Origin of the sequence: Agromyces sp. NPDC058484 (genome assembly GCF_042720415.1) — a bacterium.
GTDB lineage: Bacteria > Actinomycetota > Actinomycetes > Actinomycetales > Microbacteriaceae > Agromyces.
In genome coordinates, this window is the sequence record NZ_JBHXMP010000023.1 from 16,829 (window position 1) to 32,333 (window position 15,505).

The window sequence follows — 15,505 nt, forward strand, 5'->3', positions numbered from 1 at the left end:
CTTTCGCGCTCGGACCTGTGTGTGGGATGCCCCGCCCACCCTAGCCGGGTTCATCCGCGTGAGACCGGCGAGCGGGACGGCTGGGGACAACTCACAGGCGTGCGCGAAGCGGACGTGCGACTCCGCTAGAATCCGACGAGAAGACCTGCCGCCGGCCGGTGACATCGTTGGGGGAATCGTGGACCAGCCGGCACAGACGATCCCCTTCTCGCGCCCGTTCCTCGCACCCGAGTCGCTGGAACGGCTCGCGGCGGTGCTCGGCTCCGATCACGCGCACGGCGACGGCCCCTTCACGCGCGCGGCGAGCGAACGACTGCGGGGCATCCTCGGCGGCGGCTCGGTGCTCCTCACGACGTCGGGCACCCACGCGCTCGAGATGGCGAGTCGGCTGCTCGACCTCGAGCCGGGCGACGAGGTCGTGCTTCCGAGCTTCACGTTCTCGTCGGCGGCGACGGCCGTCGCCATGACCGGGGCGCGCATCGTGTTCGTCGACATCGACCCGGCAACCGGCAACATCGACCCCGAGCAGGTGGCCGAAGCCGTCACCGAGCGCACGCGGGCGATCTCGGTGATGCACTACGGGGGGACCCCCGTCGACCTGGCCGCCATCGCGGCCATCACCGCCGATCACGACCTCGCCGTGATCGAGGACAACGCGCACGGGCTCGGCGTGCGAACCGACCTCGGGGTGCTCGGCCGCATCGGCGACCTCGGCGTGCAGAGCTTCCACGACACGAAGAACGTGCACGCCGGTGAGGGCGGCGCGCTGGTCATCAACGACGAACGTCATCTCCATCGTGCCGAGATCATGCGGGAGAAGGGCACCAACCGGTCGCAGTTCCTGCGGGGCGCGGTCGACAAGTACAGCTGGGTCGACTGGGGCTCGAGCTACCTGCCGAGCGAGCTGAACGCGGCCGTGCTCGACGCCCAGCTCGCGGTGTTCGACGACATCCAGGCGTCACGGCACCACGTCTGGGACCGGTACGCGACCGAGCTCGCCGAGTGGGCGCACGCGGCCGGCGTGACGCTGATGGATCCACCCCGGGGCATCCACGCCGCCCATCTCTTCTTTCTGCTGCTGCCGGCCTGGCGCGACCAGGCCGACCTCATCGACTTCCTGCGCTCGCGCGGCATCGTCGCCGCGTTCCACTACGTGCCGCTCGATTCGAGCGCTGCCGGCCGACGGTACGGGCGGGTTCTGCGCCCGCTGGTGCGCAGTGAGGACTTCTCACGGCGACTTGTGCGGCTGCCGCTCTGGAGCGGCATGACCGACGCGCAGATCGATCGCGTGATCGAAACGGTGCGCGAGTGGCGACCGACGACGGAGGATGCGTGACCGGAAGACTCTCGACTGCGGTGCAGAGCCTGCGCCACGGCGGCATCCGCTCGACCGCATGGCGGGGGGCGAAATGGCTCGCCGGCCGCGTGAACCCGTTCCGGGTCGCGCCGCTCGCGAGCGTGTATGCCGACGATCTCGTCGCGGTCGACTGGTCGCAGCCGCACGCGTTCAACGCGCACGAGGTCCCGCGCCCGGCATCCGGCTACCGGGTGGCGTGGCTGATCTCTCCGCCGGGGCGCACGAGCGGCGGGCATCAGAATGCGTTCCGGTTCATGAGTTTTCTCGAACGGGCCGGCAACCCCACGACCGTGTTCCTCTACTCGCCGGCGAAGAACCCGGTCGTCAGCATCGACGGCGTCAAGGCCATGATGGCCGAGTCGAGCGCGTACCCCGAGATCCGGGGCGACTTCCGGATCTATGACCCGGAGGCGGGACTGCCGGGAGAGTTCGACGCGATCGTCGCGTGCGATTGGGAGACCACGTACGCCTCGCACCGCCATGGCGGCAGCGCGAAGCGGTTCTACTTCACGCAGGACTTCGAGCCCGCGTTCTTCGCGTGGGGCAGCGACTACGCGGCCGCGGAGAACAGCTACCGGCTCGGCTTCCACGGATTCTCGGCGGGGCGCTGGCTGGCCGAGAAGCTCACCGCCGACTACGGCATGTCGGCCGATCACTACGACTACGCGGTCGACACCTCGCGTTACCACCATCTGAACACGTCGCCGCGAAACGAAGTGCTCTTCTATGCGCGTCCGCCGACGCCGCGCCGTGCCACCGAGTTCGGGCTCCTCGCGCTGCGTGAGCTGCATCGCCGGCGACCGGATGTCACGATCAACCTCGTGGGCTGGGACATGTCGGGCTACGACGTGCCGTTCCCGTACGTCAACCACTCGGCCGTCGACATCGCCGAGCTCAACGCGATCTACAACCGCTGCGCGGCCGGACTCATCCTCTCGCTCACGAACATGTCGCTGCTTCCGATCGAGGTGATGGGCGCCGGCGTCGTGCCGATCGTGAACGACGCGCCGAACACGAGAGGCGTGCTCGACAGCCCGCACATCGAGTTCGCCCCGATGGCCCCGCGGGCGCTCGCCGACCGTATGATCGCGGTGCTCGACCGCCCCGACCAGGCCGGCCACGCGGCGATGATCGCGAGGTCGGTCGCCGAGACCGACTGGTCGGACCCGGGAGCGGAGTTCGTGGCGTCCTTCGATCGGGCGATGCAGTCGGCGCTGTGAGCGGGCGCGTGGTCGAGCCCGAACCGGATGGCGCGGCATCCGTCGCCGTCACCGTCGTGATCCCCACGTTCAACGGCGAGCGCTACCTCGCCGAGGTGCTCGACGCGATCGCCGACCAGGCCTACCCGGGCACGGTCGAGACGCTCGTGATCGATTCGGGATCGACGGATGCCACGCTCGAGATCGTGCGGTCACGGCCCGGGGTGCGCCTCCACGAGATCCCGAACGCGGAGTTCGGTCACGGCCGCACCCGCAACCTCGGGGCGCGGCTCGCACGCGGACGCATCGTCGCCTTCCTCACCCAGGACGCGACGCCCGCGACATCCGACTGGCTCGCGAGGCTCACCGAGCCGCTCGACGAACCCGGCGTCGAGGCGGTGTTCGGGCGGCAGCTCCCGCGGCCGCACGCGTTCCCGCTGCAGAAGTACGACATCGCCGACGTGTTCGCCGCGCAGGGGCCCGCCGATCGCCCCACCATCGTCGCCGCCGCCGACGGCCGCTCGGGAGCCGAGCTCGACGCGGCGGCGTTCTACTCCGATGTGAACTCCGCGGCGCGGCGCTCCTTCCTCGTCGACGTGATCCCGCTTCGGGATCTCACGTACTCGGAGGACCTCGCGTTCGCGCGCGACGTGCTCGAGGCCGGCTACCGCAAGGCGTACGCGCCCGGCGGCGCCGTGTGGCACTCGAACGACATGGGCGTGCGCGAGTACGCCGCGCGGATGTTCGACGAGACGCTCGGCCTGCGCCGCGTCGGGCACGCGCCTCCGCGGTACTCGTTCGCCGGGGCGATGCTCCGCGCCGTGAAGGGGGCGCTCGCCGACTCCGCACGGATCCTCCGCGACCCCGACTTCGGCGTGGGCGAGCGGCTGCGGTGGCTCGGCGTCAACCCGGCGTACCACGTGGCGCGGTGGCGCGGACTCTTCCACGGCGGGCGTGTCGACCTCGACGATGAGACGGCCATCGCGCGCCGTTCGTGGGAGCGGCGCAAGCAGCACGCCGTCAGGTGATGGCGCGCCTGAGCCAATCGGGGATCATGCCCCGCCGGCGGACGAGCCCGTGCACCGTTCCCGTCGTGATGGCGAGCACCTGCGCGACACGCTGCGGCCCGCTCACCATCGAGACGATCATGCCGCTCATCTCGCGCTTGAGCACCGTGAGCACCCAGCGGGGTCGCTTGCGCACGTTTCGCAGCATCAGGTCGATGTTGTTGCGCGCGATGTAGTAGCGGCGGAACGGCGAATGGTACTGGTACGTGGCGACGCGCCCGCTCGGGTGTCGCAGCGGCACCCCGACCGGGCGCAGTTCGGCGCGCCGGCCGATCGAATGGCGGATGTCGGTGCCCTTCGCCACGGCGATCCGGAACCCGTGGTCGCGCACGCGCAGGCAGTACTCGGTGTCGACGCAGTCGATGACGAGCCGCTCGTCGAAGAGCCCCGCGGTCTCGAGGCATTCGCGGCTGATGACGAAGCCCGTCTGGATGGCCTCGGGCACGAGGCCGAAGCCCTCGGGCGACGTCCACGTGGGCAGGGACGGAGCGCCGTTGACGGCGTCGACGCAGACCACCCCGACGCGGGTCACCGGATTCGCGCCGGCGAACACGTCGAGGGCGGTCTGCACGTAGTCGGGCGGGAGATCGGTGTCCTGGTCGACGTTGAGCACGAAGTCGGCGCCATCGGCGAGCGCCGCCCGCACACCGGTGTTCAGGGCCGTGGCGATGCCGGAGTTGCGTTCGAGGCGCAGCACGGCGATGCCCTCGGCGGCGAGCTCCTCGAAGAGCGCGTCCGCGGCGGGGCCGGTGCCGTCATCGACGGCGATCAGGGCATCGACCTGCCGGCCCAGGGTCAGGAGCCGCGGCACGACCTCGCTGCTCGGCCGATACATCGGCACCACGGCGATCACATGGGCCACGAGGTCGCTCCTTCCACTGCGGGGTCCGAACGATGACGGATGCCGCGGACATTAGAGTAGTTCACGGTCGTGAGACGAGAGGAACCGATCAGGTGAGGCACGCGGTCGCTGCGGTCGGTTGGAGTTCGAGCACAGAGCACGTGCTGTCCGATGTCGAGCGAGACCGTGAGCGGCACCTGCACGACATCGACGCCGAGGTCGGCGAGATCGTCTCCCGTGACAGCGGCGGCGAGGTCCCGTCGCCCCGAACGAGGCCGTTCTTCGTTCGGTATCCGCTCGGCGCGATGCGCCGGGTGGCCGCGTCACCCCTCGGTCCGTTCGCGCGCAAGGTGATGCGACGAATCGAACGGGAGCGCTGGCGTGTCGGCCATCGGCTCGCGCGACCCCGCTCGACCGATCGAGAGCTCCTCGGGATCGAGGTGGCGGCGCTGCCCGCCGACGCCGTCGCGGGCAACGCACTGCTGGAGTCCGCGCGAACCTCGCACATTGCGCTCCTGCGCCCCGGATCCGAACTGACAGGCTCGGGGCTTCGGGCCATCCGGCGGGCGCTCGACCAGGAGCCCGGCATCGAGCTCCTGTTCGGCGACAGCCGGCTGCCACATGGCGTGCGATACCGCGCTCCCGCGTTCTCGCCGATCCGCCTGCGCGAGGAGGACACCCTCGGGCCGGTCGTGGTGGTGGCCGTCGATGCGCTGCGCGCGCGCGGCGGATTCCGGCCGCACGCCGACGACGCCCACGCCCTCGACATCGCCCTCCGAGCGACGCCCTCGGCCGTGCGCCGGCTGCGTGAGGTGATCGGCGTCGGCCGGCCGATCGAACGGCCGATCGGCGCGGAGGCCGAGGCGGCCGCCGCGGTGGTGCGGGCGCATCTCGAGGAGCTCGGCATCGCGGCGACGGTCACGACCGACGCCGGCTACCGGTGGGTCGAATACCCCGTCGTCGGCGAGCCGCTCGTCTCGATCCTCATCCCGACGCGGGGGAGTTCCGGCGAGGTCGCCGGCACGAATCGCACGTTCGTGGTCGAGGCGGTCCGGGACATCCGGGACCGAACCACCTGGCGCAACGTCGAGATCGTCGTGGTCGCCGACGACGCGACGCCTCAGAGCGTGATCGACGAGCTCGTCGAGGTCGCTGGTGATCGCCTGGTGCTCGTGCGCTGGAGCGAGTCGTTCAACTTCAGCGCGAAGATGAACCGGGGTGCCGCGGTGGCGCGAGGCGACTACCTGCTCATGCTGAACGACGACGTGGACGTGGTCACTCCCGACTGGATCGAGCGGATGCTCGGGCTCGCGCAGCAGCACGGCATCGGCATGGTCGGGGCAATGCTGTACTTCGAGGACGGCGCCGTGCAGCACCTCGGTCACCTCTACCAGGGCGGCGGCGCGGGCCACGTCGCCTTCGGCGTCACGCCGGGCGCTCTGGCCCCGATCGCCGCGCTTGCGGTCACCCGGGAGGTGTCGGGCGTCACCGCGGCGTGCGCGCTGCTTCCGGCCGATGTGGTGGAGGAGGTGGGCGGGTTCTCGCCGCTCTTCCCGGGCAACTACAACGACGTCGACCTCAGCCTGAAGGTGCGGTCTTCGGGGCGCACGATCGTCTGCACCGGCGCCGCCCGGCTCTACCACTTCGAGTCGCGCACGAGGGAGGCGACGGTGCTGCCGTCGGAGTTCGCTGCGCTCGCACGCCGCTGGAAGTCGATGATCCAGCACGACGAGTACTCGCGCGAGCTCGAACGCTGAGGCTGAGGATCTCGTCGCACCGCAACCGCCACTGACGAACGCGCTCCCATAAGCACGCGGGTCTGGGAGTTGGGCGCAGCCGGAGCAAGTTCCCCCGGATCACGATGCACCGGCGTTGCGGATGCCATAGGATTCCACGTGGGTCGCGCTCACGCGATCGACTCGCCCAACGAGAAAGTGGTGACGTGACCCGACGTTCGCCTTGGCAAGCTCTCGCCATCGTGCTTGTCAGCCTTGCCATGCTCCCTGTCGTCGGCGCCGCTCCGGCGTATGCCGAATCGACAGCCCATGACCCCATCGAATCACCCCTGCCCATGACGGCCGGTAGCAGCGAGCTCCCAGCGCCGAGCGAGCTTGAAGAACCGAACACAAGTCCAGAAGACACCGGCTCCAACGTGCAATCGGCGCCGACGCTGCCGCCGGTGTTCTGGCCGACGCATGGAGCGGAGAACGGGCTCATCCACCTGACCGGTGCGCTGTTCGTAGAGGCACCAGATGGGACCGTACGAACCGGATCGAGTGAGGTTCGGCTCATGGCGGCGGACACACCGGGCGTGCGTATCGCGACCGCTCATGGCAGCACGTTCGCGTTCTACGATCTTCCGCTCGGGCGCGAGTACTACCTTGAGATCGGATACGGAGAACAGCCGGTCTATGCGGCAGACCCGCCGACGCCCTACCGGATCGGTGCCCGGCTTTTCGCGGCGACCAGTTATGAGGTTCCGATCATCCTGCCCAGCCTGGCGACTGTGTCCGGCACGATCGGCCCTGCCGCCCCGAGTCAGCAGCGATACCTCACGGTTTCGGCGCTGCGGTACAACGAGGATCGGGGACGTTTCGAATACCTCCAATCAAAGGGCACGTATGCAGGTGGCTACGCATTCGAGGGACTCTTTCCAGGGCGGTACGTCTTCCGAGGCTCGCACGGCTCGTCGCCGAGAACGCTGAGCGATGAGTACTATCCCGATGGGGATCACTTCGAGGATGCGTCGCCCATCGACATCTTCGCTGGAGATGAATTGACCGACGTCGACTTCATGCTCCCCGAGGCGGAATGGACGATCACCCGGATCGCCGGCGATGATCGGTATGAGACGTCCGTCGAAATCTCCCGGACCACGTTCGCGCCGGGCGTCCCTGTCCTCTACCTCGCGAGCGGTGCGAATTGGCCGGACGCGCTGAGCGCCGGTCCGGCGGCTTCGGTGCAGGGAGGCGCGCTTCTCCTTACGGCTCCAGGTGCGCTTCCTGATGTGACCCGCGAAGAGATCGATCGGCTGTCCCCCGCGCGAGTCGTGATCGTCGGCTCACCGGCCTCGGTGAGTGAAGCAGTCTTCGATGACGTACGGGCGTTGGTGCCTGACGTCGTCAGGATCGGCGGCGTCGATCGCTTCGAGACCTCGCGGATGCTCGCCGAGCATGCGTTCGGCGACGGGCCATACGAGACGGTGTTCCTGGCGACCGGAGCAAACTTCCCCGACGCGTTGTCGGCCGGTCCGATCGCCGGTCGCCTTGGTGTGCCAGTACTCCTGGTGAACGGATCCGCCGATGCGATCGATGCGGCGACCCGTGCCACCTTGACGTCCCTCGCTGCTCAGGAGGCGGCAGTTCTCGGGTCCACGGCGTCGATCTCCTCCGGAATCGAGCAGGACCTGGCAGTCGACCTCGCCGAATCGGTTCGTCGCTTCGCCGGCACCGATCGCTACCACACCAACTCCTGGCTGAACAATGTGTATGAGCCTTCGCCGCACCGGGCGCTCTCATACTTCGCAAACGGAACCGGCTTTGCGGATGCCCTCGCGGGGGCGACCGCTGCGGCGGCCAACGCCGCCCCGATCTACCTCACTCCGCAGAACTGCGTCACCCGTGGGACGCTCTGGACACTCGACGTCAAGGAGTGGGACCGCGTGGTGCTTCTCGGTGGCGAACCTTCGCTCAGCCCGGCCGTAGCGCGGCTGGAGGCCTGCGAATGGTGAGCCTGTCTCGCTTCATCAACGGCGGACGTCGCAGGAACCGGGGAGCGCGTTCGGTGGGTCGGAGCGTGGCAGCCATATGCATTGGCATCATCCTGTCGATGCTCGGCGGCGGCAACGCGCTTGCTGCCACCGCTGGGGATGCCGCGACTGAAGATGCTGCGACCATGACGTTGACCGGCTCGGTCGTCGGTCTCGCTGTCGACGGATCCGAGTTGCCATCCTCCTCTGCGACCTCGACCGAAGTCGAACTTCACGGCATCGACGACGATCTGTACGAGACGGTGAGATCGTCGCCGTTCACCTTCAACGGTCTCACACCCGGCAACCGGTATACCGTCCATGCAGCGCCCATCGGGCCTTATCCAGGCACCTATGCCGGTGATACGCCGCACCGGAGCAACGCGCAGGTGTTCACCGCGACGACGAACGACATTCGTATTCGGATGCCGATCGGCGCGGTTGCATCCGGCACCACTGCGTACGCCCCAGGATGGACCGAGCCGCCGCAGATCTCCGTCTATGCGTACCGGCTCAACGAACGCACCCAGCGCTACGAGTGGCTGCGTGCCGCTCGCGATTCATCCGGACACTTCTCCCTCACCCTCTACCCGGGCACGTACATGTTCCGAGCCCGGGGAGGCTGGTCCCTCGCGAGCGGCGTATTCCATGGCGATCAGTTCTGGAATGGCTCTGACGGGCTCGCGGGTGCCGACGTCGCGACGCTTGATTCGGGCGAAGCGCTCAGCGCGATGAAGTTCAACGTGCCGCGCTTCAGTTTCACGACGGACCGACTTGCCGGCGGCGATCGCTACGAGACATCGGTCCTGACGACGCGCACAACGTTCGTTCCCGGCCTACCCGTGGTCTATGTCGCGAGTGGAACGAACTGGCCAGATGCACTCAGCGCGGGGCCGGCCGCAGCGAAGCGCGGCGGCGCGCTGCTTCTCACCCACCCTGCCTCGCTCCCCGAGCTCGTTCGCGACGAGATCGTGCGGCTGCAGCCAGAGGAGATTGTCGTCGTCGGCAGTCCCGCGTCCGTCAGCGACAACGTGGTGTCACAGCTCGAGTCGATCGCGCCGTCCGTGCGTCGCATCGGCGGAGCTGACCGCTATGAGACCTCACGAATGCTTGTGGCCGACGCCTTCGGCACCGGCCCGCACGAGAAGGTCATGCTCGCAACCGGCACGTCGTTCCCTGATGCGCTCACGGCCTCGCCGGCCGCCGGTGCTCGTGGATTTCCGCTTCTTCTGGTCTATGGTGCCGCCGAGGTGCTTGACGCCCCGACCCGTGCCGCAGTGGCAGCACTCGAGCCTCGCTACGCACACATCGTCGGGGGGCCTCCCTCAGTGTCCAGCGGAATCGAGTCGGAGCTGGCAGCATCGGGACTCGTCGAGCAAACGGCCCGCACTGCGGGCGCGGACCGGTACGAGACGAGCATCATGATGTCTTCGCTTGGGAATTCAGGGACGGACCTCCGCACCAGGGCGTACCTCGCGACCGGGGTCGGTTTCGCGGACGCACTCGGGGGAGCCACCGCGGCCGCAGCGAAGTCGGCGCCCATCATCCTCACTCCGCCGACCTGCGTGCGTGATGGAGCGCTGCGCGAGCTCCGAGATCGCGGCATGGACGAGATCGTGCTGCTCGGTGGAGAATCGACGTTGAGTCGAGACGTCCAGAACCTGACTGCCTGCTAGCTTTGCCGGTCTTGATGTCGCAGTAGCCCATCAGCCGCGACGGACCTGAGCCCGGTCACGGCCATCACGCGCCGCTCATGGCAGCGCGAACACGCCGTCTCGTGCCGCCTGCGCCAGCGCCTCGCGCCAGTCGCGCATGGGGGCGAGGCCGGCGGCGGTCCACGCGTCGTGCCCGAGCACCGAGTACGACGGGCGGGGCGCCGGCCGCACGAAGGCCGAACTGTCGGTGGGCGTGATGCGGTTCGGGTCGAGTCCCGCCTCCTCGAGCACCGCGCGCGCGAACTCGAACCAGCTCGCCTCGCCTGAGTTGGTGCCGTGGTACACGCCGGCCGGGGCATCCGCATCGAGCATCGTCACGATCTGCGCGGCGAGGTCGGCGGTCCAGGTCGGCTGGCCCACCTGGTCGTCGACGACCGACCACGTGTCCTTCGTCTCGGCGAGCTTCAGCATGGTCTTGGCGAAGTTCGGGCCGTGGGCTCCGTACAGCCACGCGGTGCGCACGATGAACGTCGCGTCGGGGTTCTGCTCGACGGCGAGGCGCTCGCCCGCGGCCTTCGTGCGGCCGTAGGCGTTGATCGGATCGAGTGGGCGGCCTTCCTCGTACGGCGTCGTGGCGTTCCCGTCGAACACGTAGTCGGTCGAGATCGTCACGAGTCGCGCACCGTGCCGGGCACTCGCCGCAGCGAGGTTCGCGGGCCCGGTGGCATTGACCCCGTAGGCCTCATCTTCATGCGTTTCGGCGTCGTCGACCTTCGTGTAGGCCGCGCAGTTGATCACGACATCGTGGCCGTCGACCGCCGCGGCGACGGCTGCGGCATCCGTCACATCGAGGTCGGCACGGCGGAGCGACGTGACCTCGCGGCCCTCGAGCGCGGTCTGCAGGTCGCGCCCGAGCATTCCGGATGCCCCGGTGACGAGGTAGCGCACGGTCACTGTCCCTGCGCCTTGTAACGGGCCTCGGTGGCGTCCTTCTGCGGCGCCCACCAGGCCTCGTTGTCGCGGTACCACTCGATCGTGTCGGCGAGGCCGGCCTCGAAGTCGGAGAACTCCGGCTCCCAGCCGAGCTCGGTGCGCAGGCGCGTGGAGTCGATCGCATAACGCAGGTCGTGGCCGGGCCGGTCGACGACGTGGTCGTAGGCGTCGGCGGACTGCCCGAGCGTCGTGAGGATCAGCTCGACGACGTCCTTGTTGTTCTTCTCACCGTCGGCGCCGATGAGGTACGTCTCGCCGATCTCGCCCTTCTCGAGGATCGTGAGCACGGCGGAGGAGTGGTCGTTCGCGTGGATCCAGTCGCGCACGTTCTCGCCCTTGCCGTAGAGCTTCGGACGCTCGCCGCGGAGGACGTTCGTGATCTGCCGCGGGATGAACTTCTCGACGTGCTGGTACGGGCCGTAGTTGTTCGAGCAGTTCGAGATCGTCGCCTTCACGCCGAACGAACGCACCCACGCGCGCACGAGCAGGTCGCTGCCCGCCTTCGTCGACGAGTACGGGCTCGAGGGGTTGTACGGCGTCTGCTCGGTGAACCTCGCCGGGTCGTCGAGCTCGAGGTCGCCGTACACCTCGTCGGTGGAGATGTGGTGGAAGCGCAGGTCGTGCCTGCGCGCCGCCTCGAGCAGCGTGTACGTGCCGATGATGTTCGTCTCGAGGAAGGGGCGCGGGTCGTCGAGCGAGTTGTCGTTGTGGCTCTCGGCCGCGTAGTGCACGACCGCGTCGTGCTCGCCGAAGAGCTCGTCGACGAGCGCGGCATCCGCGATATCGCCCTTCACGAACCGGAACCGGTCGGCGGGGAGCCCCTCGAGCGAAGCGAGGTTGCCCGCGTAGGTGAGCTTGTCGAGCACGGTGACCGTGTGGTCGGTGTTCGCGAGCACGTAGTGGACGAAGTTCGAGCCGATGAAGCCGGCGCCGCCGGTCACGAGGAGGTTTGACACCCCGACATCCTACCCAGCGGTGTCTGGGAGGACTCCGGCCCTCGAAGTCGCCGGAGCGGCCCTTGGTAGGCTGGGTGGATTCCAACGGGCTGGATCGCGGCCCGCGACCCCCCAAACGGAGCCCACGTGCCCACAGGCCTGCGCACTCTCATCGACACGATGCGGGGGATCGTTCTCGGCGACGGCGCGAGTGCGCGCTCCCGCCGGATGGCCCTCCTGAACCGCGTCACCCGCACGCCCGTCACGGGCGACGGCCCGGTCGTGAGCCTCACGACCCACGGTGATCGCGTGCGGCGCGTGCACATGACGATCGAGACGATCGCCCGGGGCGCGGTCAGGCCGGCCGAGCTCGTGCTCTGGCTGGACGACCCGGCCGTGGTCGCGCGGCCGCCTCGCACGCTCCGGCGCCTGCAGCGACGCGGACTGCAGGTGCGGCTCTCGCAGAACTACGGCCCGCACACGAAGTACTACCCGTACCTGCTCGCACGCGAAGCCTTCGATCGACCGCTCGTCACCGCCGACGACGACATGCTGTATCCGGTCGCCTGGCTGGCCGATCTCGCGGACGCGCATCGCACCCACCCCGACGAGGTCCTCTGCCACCGCGCGCGCCGAGTGCAGCTGCGCGACGGTCGCATCGAGCCGTACCTCACCTGGCCGCTGGTGGGCTCGACCGAGCCGTCGCCGCTGAACTTCGCGACGGGGGTGTCGGGGGCACTGTACCCGCCCCGATTCCTGATCGAGCTCAAGTCGCTCGGCAGCGGGTTCCTCGACGCATGCCCGCGTGCCGACGACGTCTGGCTCCACTGGGCGGCCGTGCGGGCGGGGTACTCGATCCGCCAGATCGACCCCGAAGCGAAGAACTACCCCACGGTTCCGCAGACGCAGGACGACGCCCTGCAGGACGACAACGTCCTCGGCGGTGGAAACGACGCGCAGATCGCGGCCACGTACACCGGATCGGTGATCCGCGATCTCCTCGGCGCCTGAGCGGGCGGACAGCACACCGGCCTCGGAGTCTGGCCGGAGCGAGTCCTTGCTAGAATCGGCCGGTGCAGATCCGCGAACTGAAGATCCCCGACAGCTACGAGATCACCCCGAAGCAGTTCGGAGACGACCGCGGGGTGTTCCTCGAGTGGTATCGCTTCGACCGCCTCGAGGAGGCGGTCGGCCATTCGCTGCGGCTCGCGCAGGGCAACACCTCGGTCTCGAGGCGAGGGGTCGTCCGCGGCATCCACTTCGCCGACATCCCGCCGAGCCAGGCGAAGTACGTGACGGCGACGCACGGCGCCGTACTCGACTTCGTGATCGACATCAGGGTGGGCTCTCCGACGTTCGGCCAGTGGGACTCGGTGCTGCTCGACGACACCGACCGGCGCGCGATCTACATCGCCGAGGGACTCGGGCACTGCTTCGTGGCCCTCACGGATGACGCGACCGTGAGCTATCTCGTGACCTCGACGTTCGACGCCGAACGAGAGCACGGCATCGACCCGCGCGATCCCGAGGTCGGACTCGCATTCCCCGACAGCGCCGGCGATCTGCTGCTCTCGCCGAAGGACACGGCGGCTCCGACGCTTGCCGAGGCCGCGGCATCCGGCCTTCTTCCGACCTGGGAGGCCGCGCGCGCCTTCTACGACTCACTGAACAGGGGAGCGTGACGATGCGCGGCATCATCCTCGCCGGCGGTTCCGGCTCGCGGCTCTGGCCGATCACCAAGGGCATCTCGAAGCAGCTCATGCCCATCTACGACAAGCCGATGATCTACTACCCGCTGTCGACGCTCATGATGGCTGGCATCAACGAGATCCTCATCATCACGACGCCCGAGTACAACGCGCAGTTCAAGGCGCTGCTCGGCGACGGGTCGCAGCTCGGGGTCCGACTGGAGTACGCGGAGCAGCCGTCGCCCGATGGACTCGCCCAGGCGTTCATCATCGGCGAGGAGTTCATCGGCGACGAATCCGTGGCGCTGGTGCTCGGGGACAACATCTTCCACGGGTCGGGTCTCGGATCCGCGCTCCGGCAGCACACGCACGTCGACGGCGCGCTCATCTTCGCGTACCAGGTCTCAGACCCCACCGCCTACGGCGTCGTCGAGTTCGACGACGAGTTCCGTGCGGTCTCGATCGAGGAGAAGCCGGTGGAGCCGAAGAGCGACTTCGCGGTGCCCGGTCTCTACTTCTACGACAACCGCGTGATCGAGATCGCCAAAGCCATCGAGCCGAGTGCGCGCGGCGAGCTCGAGATCAGCTCCGTGAACGACCGGTACCTGCAGGACGGATCGCTGAAGGTGCAGGTGCTCGACCGTGGCACCGCCTGGCTCGACACGGGCACCTTCGAGTCGATGATGCAGGCCTCCGAGTACGTGCGCGTCATCGAGGACCGGCAGGGCTTCAAGATCGGCTGCATCGAGGAGATCGCCTGGCGCGCCGGATGGATCGACGACGTGCAGCTCACGGCCCTCGCCGATCCGCTCGTCAAGAGCGGGTACGGGCGCTACCTGCGTTCCCTCGCCGCGGCGCGCTCGGGCTCCTAGCGCGCGCTCCTAGCGCGCGCTCGACGACTTCGAGGTCAGCTCGTGCGCCGTGTTGGCGACCCGATCGAGCATGCGCACGACCTTCCTCGACCGGACCTGCTCGAGCTGGTGCTGCGAGTCGGCCAGCGCGTCCTCGAGTGACGTGACACGTACCTCGGCCGCTTCGGCCCGTCGGGTGAGCTCCTCGATCCGCAGCCCCTGTTGGTAGAGCATGCCCTCCGCGCGGGCGATCGGAGCGACTCGTTCGATCTCACCGACTCGGCGCTCCTCATCGTAGGGCACGTCGGGCAGGCCGTGGCGTGCGAGGGGCGCCAGCCGATCGTCGCGGACGAACGTGCCGTCGGCGAGTCCACGCTCGAGCTGCTCGCCGTCGGGATGGCGGATCAGGTAGAAGCCCTCGAGAAGGCCCGCCTGCTGCCGAACGAAGTCGCGCATCCCGTGATGGTTCGGGCTCGGGCGTGCGGCGCCCGCCGACGTATAGGCGCGACCGGCCGCCGAGACCTTCCGCGAGTACTGGCCCCACGAACGCCACGGCAGGTGCAGCACCTCGAGCGAATCGTCGCGGGAGGGAGTGCCCCGGCTCGGCAGCGAGACGGCGTGATTGCCCTGGGCCACCTCGATGTCGGGTGTTCCGATGTGAACGGCGTCGGGCGTCGAGTGGGCGAGGAGTCCCATGGCACGGAGCTCACCCACCGTGCGCAGGTCTCGGTACTGCAGGCGGTCGATTCCCGTGCCCTCGAGCGCTGGGGCCCCCGTCATGTCGATCACGGGCACCAGGAAGGTCTGCAACACGCGGGGAGTGTTCTCGAGGACGTCGCGGACCGTTCGTGCCGGATCATGCGCGACCCAGAACTCGTCGGCGTCGGCATTGATCACCCAGTCGGCTCCGTGCAGGGTGTGCGCGTCGCGTGCCATGGCCGTCACCACCTGGCTCTGCTGCTTCCGGTGCTCCGGATCGAAGCGGAGGTCGAGGAATCCCTCGGCGGCATACTCCTGGAGGATCTCCGTCGTTCCGTCGACTGAGCCGTTGTCGGTGACGATGATGAGATCGACGCCCTGAGCGCGGTGGTGTTCGAGAACTGCCCGGATGATGTCCGCCTCATCGCGCACCATCATCGTCATGACCAGTTTCATCGCATCACCTTCGGGT

The 15,505-nt window shown here is 68.6% G+C and carries 13 protein-coding genes; 9 read left to right on the plus strand and 4 right to left on the minus strand.

The genetic code is table 11. The features are described from left to right. The first annotated feature begins 178 nt into the window (after nt 1-178). From rffA to ACFWN7_RS16225, 3 genes are read left to right on the plus strand one after another with little or no spacing between them, the layout of a single operon-like run. Complete coding sequence (rffA, locus tag ACFWN7_RS16215; protein WP_376939890.1) at nt 179-1,336, plus strand: dTDP-4-amino-4,6-dideoxygalactose transaminase; 1,158 nt, start codon at nt 179-181, stop codon at nt 1,334-1,336. Continuing rightward, nucleotides 1,333-2,577, plus strand: coding sequence for a glycosyltransferase family 1 protein (locus ACFWN7_RS16220; RefSeq protein ID WP_376939891.1), 1,245 nt, complete (start codon nt 1,333-1,335; stop codon nt 2,575-2,577). Before rffA ends, ACFWN7_RS16220 begins: the two co-directional genes overlap by 4 nt. Beyond that, nucleotides 2,574-3,584, plus strand: coding sequence for a glycosyltransferase family 2 protein (locus ACFWN7_RS16225; RefSeq protein WP_376939892.1), 1,011 nt, complete (start codon nt 2,574-2,576; stop codon nt 3,582-3,584). The genes ACFWN7_RS16220 and ACFWN7_RS16225 overlap by 4 nt, the downstream gene beginning before the upstream one ends. On the opposite strand, the gene ACFWN7_RS16230 is transcribed toward ACFWN7_RS16225, so the two are convergent. Further along, entirely contained in the window at nt 3,577-4,485 is a 909-nt protein-coding gene (locus ACFWN7_RS16230; protein WP_376939893.1) for a glycosyltransferase, read from the minus strand. The two genes, ACFWN7_RS16225 and ACFWN7_RS16230, sit on opposite strands and share 8 nt — an antisense overlap. Before the next feature lie 92 nt (nt 4,486-4,577). On the opposite strand from ACFWN7_RS16230, the gene ACFWN7_RS16235 reads away from it, so the two are divergent. The 3 genes from ACFWN7_RS16235 to ACFWN7_RS16245 all read left to right on the plus strand — a co-directional run bounded on the left by ACFWN7_RS16235 (nt 4,578) and on the right by ACFWN7_RS16245 (nt 9,888). Then, nucleotides 4,578-6,221 carry a glycosyltransferase gene (locus tag ACFWN7_RS16235; RefSeq protein WP_376939894.1) on the plus strand — a complete coding sequence of 548 codons (1,644 nt, stop codon included), beginning with the start codon at nt 4,578-4,580 and terminating at the stop codon, nt 6,219-6,221. Nucleotides 6,222-6,406: 185 nt separating this feature from the next. Continuing rightward, entirely contained in the window at nt 6,407-8,194 is a 1,788-nt protein-coding gene (locus tag ACFWN7_RS16240) for a cell wall-binding repeat-containing protein (RefSeq protein ID WP_376939895.1), read from the plus strand. Nucleotides 8,195-8,259: 65 nt separating this feature from the next. Next, entirely contained in the window at nt 8,260-9,888 is a 1,629-nt protein-coding gene (locus ACFWN7_RS16245) for a cell wall-binding repeat-containing protein (protein WP_376939896.1), read from the plus strand. Between the two features lie 75 nt (nt 9,889-9,963). On the opposite strand, the gene rfbD is transcribed toward ACFWN7_RS16245, so the two are convergent. Together rfbD and rfbB are read right to left on the minus strand one after the other, a co-directional pair. Continuing rightward, the gene (gene rfbD, locus ACFWN7_RS16250) at nt 9,964-10,815 is read right to left on the minus strand and encodes a dTDP-4-dehydrorhamnose reductase (protein WP_376939921.1); all 852 of its coding nucleotides are present in this window, start codon (nt 10,813-10,815) and stop codon (nt 9,964-9,966) included. A 2-nt stretch (nt 10,816-10,817) separates the two neighbouring features. Further along, a complete protein-coding gene (gene rfbB, locus ACFWN7_RS16255; protein WP_376939897.1) occupies nt 10,818-11,816 on the minus strand; it encodes a dTDP-glucose 4,6-dehydratase in 999 nt (332 codons plus the stop codon). Between the two features lie 126 nt (nt 11,817-11,942). Here rfbB and ACFWN7_RS16260 point away from each other — a divergent pair, with 126 nt between their 5' ends. The 3 genes from ACFWN7_RS16260 to rfbA all read left to right on the plus strand — a co-directional run bounded on the left by ACFWN7_RS16260 (nt 11,943) and on the right by rfbA (nt 14,355). Continuing rightward, entirely contained in the window at nt 11,943-12,806 is an 864-nt protein-coding gene (locus tag ACFWN7_RS16260; protein ID WP_376939898.1) for a hypothetical protein, read from the plus strand. 62 nt (nt 12,807-12,868) lie between these two features. After that, nucleotides 12,869-13,477, plus strand: a complete 609-nt coding sequence (locus ACFWN7_RS16265; protein WP_376939899.1) for a dTDP-4-dehydrorhamnose 3,5-epimerase family protein — start codon at nt 12,869-12,871, stop codon at nt 13,475-13,477. A gap of 2 nt (nt 13,478-13,479) precedes the next feature. Beyond that, nucleotides 13,480-14,355 (plus strand): glucose-1-phosphate thymidylyltransferase RfbA, encoded by an 876-nt coding sequence (gene rfbA / locus ACFWN7_RS16270; RefSeq protein ID WP_376939900.1) that lies wholly within the window; start codon nt 13,480-13,482, stop codon nt 14,353-14,355. Nucleotides 14,356-14,364: 9 nt separating this feature from the next. Here rfbA and ACFWN7_RS16275 read toward each other — a convergent pair whose 3' ends face one another. Beyond that, nucleotides 14,365-15,489, minus strand: a complete 1,125-nt coding sequence (locus ACFWN7_RS16275; protein ID WP_376939901.1) for a glycosyltransferase family 2 protein — start codon at nt 15,487-15,489, stop codon at nt 14,365-14,367. Nucleotides 15,490-15,505: the final 16 nt, after the last annotated feature.

Excerpts from the sequence above, each read along its gene's own strand:
- rfbA (WP_376939900.1), top strand. The coding sequence starts at position 13,480 with ATGCGCGGCATCATCCTCGCCGGCGGTTCCGGCTCGCGGCTCTGGCCG.
- ACFWN7_RS16275 (WP_376939901.1), bottom strand. The coding sequence starts at position 15,489 with ATGAAACTGGTCATGACGATGATGGTGCGCGATGAGGCGGACATCATC.